Annotated in this window: 5 protein-coding genes; 1 reads left to right on the top strand and 4 read right to left on the bottom strand. The window is 69.9% G+C overall.

Annotation, left to right across the window (positions count from 1 at the left end):
- The 4 genes from WCJ52_RS11585 to WCJ52_RS11570 all read right to left on the bottom strand — a co-directional run.
- A partial coding sequence (locus tag WCJ52_RS11585; protein ID WP_336903465.1) for a hypothetical protein occupies window positions 1–223 on the bottom strand: 223 nt, incomplete at its 3' end.
- A gap of 28 nt (window positions 224–251) precedes the next feature.
- A complete protein-coding gene (locus WCJ52_RS11580; protein ID WP_336903464.1) occupies window positions 252–1,145 on the bottom strand; it encodes an alpha/beta hydrolase in 894 nt (297 codons plus the stop codon).
- 68 nt (window positions 1,146–1,213) lie between these two features.
- Complete coding sequence (locus WCJ52_RS11575; protein ID WP_336903463.1) at window positions 1,214–3,568, bottom strand: UvrD-helicase domain-containing protein; 2,355 nt, start codon at window positions 3,566–3,568, stop codon at window positions 1,214–1,216.
- Window positions 3,569–3,601: 33 nt separating this feature from the next.
- On the bottom strand, window positions 3,602–3,805 hold the full coding sequence (locus WCJ52_RS11570; RefSeq protein ID WP_336903462.1) for a ribbon-helix-helix domain-containing protein: 204 nt from the start codon (window positions 3,803–3,805) through the stop codon (window positions 3,602–3,604).
- Between the two features lie 103 nt (window positions 3,806–3,908).
- On the opposite strand from WCJ52_RS11570, the gene WCJ52_RS11565 reads away from it, so the two are divergent.
- Window positions 3,909–4,652 carry a Coq4 family protein gene (locus tag WCJ52_RS11565; RefSeq protein ID WP_336903461.1) on the top strand — a complete coding sequence of 248 codons (744 nt, stop codon included), beginning with the start codon at window positions 3,909–3,911 and terminating at the stop codon, window positions 4,650–4,652.
- Window positions 4,653–4,820: the final 168 nt, after the last annotated feature.

Genomic DNA, 4,820 nt, shown 5'->3' with positions numbered 1-4,820 from the left:
AGTCGGTGCCGACCACATAGTCCGGAAGGGCGCCGTTCAGGCCGCGTCCACCCCAGCCGCCGGTCGGGTCTGCGCCTCCCGAGGAGCCTTCGGTTGTGCCGGTGAAGCCCGCAGGCAATTCGGGGACCTGCGGGCGGAAGTCGTCAGGCTGGGGCCGCAGGAGGGCGCCGACGAGAAGGCCCAGCCCCGCAAAGGCGACGGCGCCGGCGATCTCCACCTTCATGGCCGGCGGTTCCCTGCGGGTGTCTGCATCAGGCGGCCCGGCGCACTGCCCGCTCGATCAGGTCACAGACCCGGGGAACCAGGGCGGCGGGTATGTTGTGGCCCATGCCGTCCAGCACGTGCATCTCGGCCCCCGGAATGCAGGCGGCAGTATCCTGCCCGCCCTCGACCGGCACCAGGGGATCGTCGGCCCCGTGGATGACGACCGTGGGCGCGGTGATGCGGCGCAAGGCCTCCCGGCGGTCGCCGCTGCCCAGGATGGCCGCGTACTGGCGCAGGAAGCCCACCGGATAGTAGGCGCGTCGGAAGGAGGCCTCGATCCCGGCGCGCTCGGCGGCCTCGTCGGAGACACCCGCCGGGCCTGCCATGACCCGAGCCGACTTCAGGCCATGGTCGAGGAAGGCGTCCAGGTCCTGGTGCGGATCCGGCCCCCGGTTGACCAGGAAGGCCACGGCCTCGGGCTTGGCGGGGGGCAGTCCCGGATTGCCGGTGGAGGACATGATCGAGGTCAGGGAGCGCACCCGGTGCGGGTGCTCGGCGGCCAGCATCTGGACGATCATGCCGCCCATGGAGGCCCCGACCACGTGGGCTGAGCCCAAGCCCAGGCCTTCGATCACGCCAGCGGCGTCCGCGGCCATGTCGGACAGGAAGTAGGGAACCTCGGGGCGGCGGCCTTCCCGGACCGCCTTGGCGACGTCGCCGATGCTGGGCGGCGGGGCGTCATCGAAGCGGTGGGACAGGCCCACGTCGCGGTTATCGAAGCGCACGACGCGATAGCCGCGTCCGGCGAGGTCTCCGACCATGTCCATGGACCAGCGGATCATCTGGGCCCCCAGGCCCATCACCAGGACGACAGGTTCACCGCCCTCGGGTCCGTGGAGGTCGTACTCGATCGAAACGCCATTCGCGGTCAGCTGGGCCATGGTTGTCTCCCTCTTGTGAGGCGGCCACACTGGCGCGACCGTCCCCGGGCCGCAAGCGGCGCGGCGGATCAGCCCTTCTCGATGAAGCTGTCGAGCACCTTCTTTTCGCCTGCCTTGTCGAAGGCGACGGTCAGTTTGGAGCCCTCGGCGACGAGGACCCGGCCGTAGCCGAACTTCTGGTGGAAGACCCGGTCGCCCCGGGCGTAGGCACTGGACTGGGGATCGGAGACGGCCAGGAGCTTGCCCTCGCCCTCGATGACCGTCCGCCTGGAGGCCTGCGCCGCGGGGCGGGGCCGGTCCTGGGCACGGCGCCAGCCAGGGGAGTCGTAGGTGGACCCGAAGGCCGGGGTCTCGTCCCATCGGCTGGCCGTCGCCTGCATGCCGGGGCCGCCGCTGAAATAGCCAGTCTCGGAGACCGCCTCAACGTGGGCCTCGGGCAGTTCATCGACAAAGCGGCTGGGCAGCTGGCTCGTCCAGCGGCCATAAACCAGGCGGTTGGCGGCGAAGGAGATCCGGGCTGACCTGCGGGCCCGGGTCAGGCCGACATAGGCCAGGCGCCGCTCCTCCTCGAGCCCCTTCTCGCCGGTCTCGTCCAGGCTGCGCTGGGAGGGGAAGACCCCTTCCTCCCAGCCGGGCAGGAAGACCAGGGGAAACTCCAGTCCCTTGGCCGAGTGCAGGGTCATGATCTGGACGGCGTCGGCCTGGGGCCCGCGGTCCATGTCCATGACCAGGGAGACGTGCTCCAGATAGGCCTGGAGGGTGTCGAAGGCGTCCATGGACTGGACCAGTTCCTTCAGGTTCTCCAGCCGGGTCTGGGCGGTGGGGGTGCGGTCGGCCCGCAGGGCGTCGGTATAGCCGCTCTCCTCGAGAATGGCCTCGGTCACCCGGGCGTGGTGGGTGTCCCGGGACAGGGCTGTCCAGCGGTCGAGATCGCGCAGGAAGTTGGCCAGGGAGGTGCGGGTGCGGGCCGGCAGCTCGTCGGTGACGGCGGCCTCCCGGGCGGCGGTCAGGGCCGACACGCCCGAGGCCCGGGCGATCTGGAACAGCTTCTGGACCGAGGCCTCGCCAATGCCCCGGCGCGGGGTGTTGATGATGCGCTCGAAGGCCAGGTCGTCGTCCGGCGACTGGACAAGGCGCAGGTAGGCGTGGGCGTCGCGGATCTCGGCGCGCTCGAAGAAGCGCGGCCCGCCCACCACCGTGTAGGGGATGGACATCAGGACAAAGCGCTCCTCGAAGGCGCGCATCTGGAAGGAGGCCCGGACCAGTATGGCCATGTCCCGGTAGACGAGGGGCCCGTCTTCGCGTTCGCCCCGGCGGGCGCGCTCGATTTCCTCGGCCACCAGCCGGCTCTCCGCCTCGCCATCCCAGACGCCGCGCACCAGGACCTTGGCCCCGCCCTCGGCCTCGGTCCAAAGGGTCTTGCCCAGCCGGCCCCGGTTGGCGGCGATCAGCCCCGAGGCCGCGCCCAGGATGTGGGCGGTGGAGCGGTAGTTGCGCTCCAGCCGGACAACCTTCGCGCCCGGGAAGTCCTTTTCGAAGCGCAGGATGTTGTCCACCTCCGCGCCCCGCCAGCCATAGATCGACTGGTCGTCATCGCCCACGCAGCAGACATTGCCCCGGGACTGGCCCAGGAGGCGCAGCCAGAGGTACTGGGCGACATTGGTGTCCTGGTACTCGTCGACCAGGATGTAGCGGAAGCGGCGGTGGTACTCCTCCAGGATGTCCGGCCGGGCCAGAAGCAGGGTCAGGTTGTGCAGGAGGAGGTCGCCGAAGTCGCAGGCGTTCAGCACCCTCAGGCGCTCCTGGTAGGCCCGGTAGAGGTCCTGGACCTTGTTGCCGGCAAAGCCTGCGCCCTCTCCGGAGGGTAGCTTTTCAGGTGTCCAGCCGCGGTTCTTCCAGTTGTCGATGAGGCCGGCCAGAGCCTTGGGCGTCCACCGCTTCACGTCGATGTTGGCCGCCTCCATCACCTGCTTGATCAGACGCTCCTGGTCGTCGGTGTCGAGGATGGTGAAGGTAGACTTCAGGCCCACGATCTCGGCGTGCCGGCGCAGGATCTGGGCGGCGATGGAGTGGAAGGTGCCCAGCCAGCGCAGGCCCTCGGCCTCGGGCCCGAGGATGACGGCCAGGCGCTCGCGCATCTCCCGCGCAGCCTTGTTGGTGAAGGTGACCGCCAGGATCTCCCAGGGCCGGGCCCGGCCGGTGGCAAGGATATGGGCCAGGCGCGTGGTCAGCACCCGGGTCTTGCCGGTGCCGGCGCCGGCCAGCACCAGGACGGCTCCATCTAGGGCCTCCACGGCCTCGCGCTGCTCGGCGTTGAGCCCCTTGAGGTAGTCCGCCTCGCTGGCGCGCAGCCCTGCGCTGGCCCTCTCGCTGAGGGTCAGGGGCCGGTCTTCCCCGCCGTCATGTGATTCCGTCTCCGACATGGGAACAGATGTAGCACGCGCCGCGCGGGGGATTCAGCCCTTCGCCTGCAGGGCGGCGACGCGGCAGGCTGAGGCGAGGGGCCGGTTTCCGCGACCGGCGTCGATCTCGGCGACGAGGGCGGAGAGGCGCAGGCCCCGGGCCGCCGCCATGGCCTCCAGGGCCGTCCAGAATTCAGGCTCCATCGCCAGGGAGGTGGCGTGGCCCGCAAGGTTGAGGGAGCGTTTCCGGAGAGTCATGTGACGTCAGGAATACATCATGCGGGCAACAGGCGGCAGACCCTTGAATCCAGACCCCTGGGACGATAACTCTATCGAAACTAAGCAATGTTTAGTGGACGCCATGACCGCCAGTGTACTGACAGCTGACACACCCATCCCCACCCCCCGCCGTGAGTGGGGGGCTGCGCTCCGCGCCCTGCGCCGCCTGCTGCGCGACAAGGAGGACACCCGCCAGGTCTTCGAGATCATGCAGGCCCTGTCGGGGGACTCCATGGGCGAGAACTACCGCAAGCTCTGCTCCACGCCCCGGGGTGGCCGGATCGCCTACGAGCGCGTCGAGTTCGCCCGCAGGCTCATGGATGACGCCTGGCTGGACAGCCTTCCCGAGGGCTCGGTGGGCGCGGCCTACCGGACCTTCATCCGCAGCCAGGACCTGTCGGCGGAGGGCCTTGCCGATGTCAGCCGGGAGATGGGCAGCCATATCGACATCCCGCATCCGGTGGCCTGGATGGCCCGCCGGACCCGGGACGTCCATGACCTTTGGCACATACTGACGGGCTATGGACGCGATGGACTGGGCGAGGCCTGCCTGGTGGCCTTCTCCTACCCGCAGACCCGCAGCCTCGGCTGGGCCCTGATCGCCATGGGGGCGGTCTCGCGCACCCGCGGCGGCCGCTATCCCTACGCCCGGGCCATCTGGCAGGGCTACCAGCGCGGCAAGGCAACCCAGTGGCTGCTGGGCGAGGACTATGAGGCCCTGCTCGCCGAACCCCTGGACGCCGCCCGCCGTCGCCTGGGCATCACCCCGCCGACGATCTACGATTCGATCCCGCCCGAAGCCCGGGACATCGTCCCGGCGGTCTGAGGGCAGGGGAAGTGGCGGCGAGGCCGTTGACCCCCTCAGTCGGCTTCGCCGACAGCTCCCCCTGAGGTGGAGCAATCAGACAGTTCTAATTCCGCCCCCTCTGGGGGAGGTGGCCCGGGGCAAGGCCCCGGGACGGAGGGGGCAGCTGAGCTGCCGTTGACCCCCTCA

The organism is Phenylobacterium sp., assembly GCF_037138395.1.
Taxonomy (GTDB): domain Bacteria; phylum Pseudomonadota; class Alphaproteobacteria; order Caulobacterales; family Caulobacteraceae; genus Phenylobacterium.
This window is presented reverse-complemented; position numbering and strand designations above follow the sequence as displayed.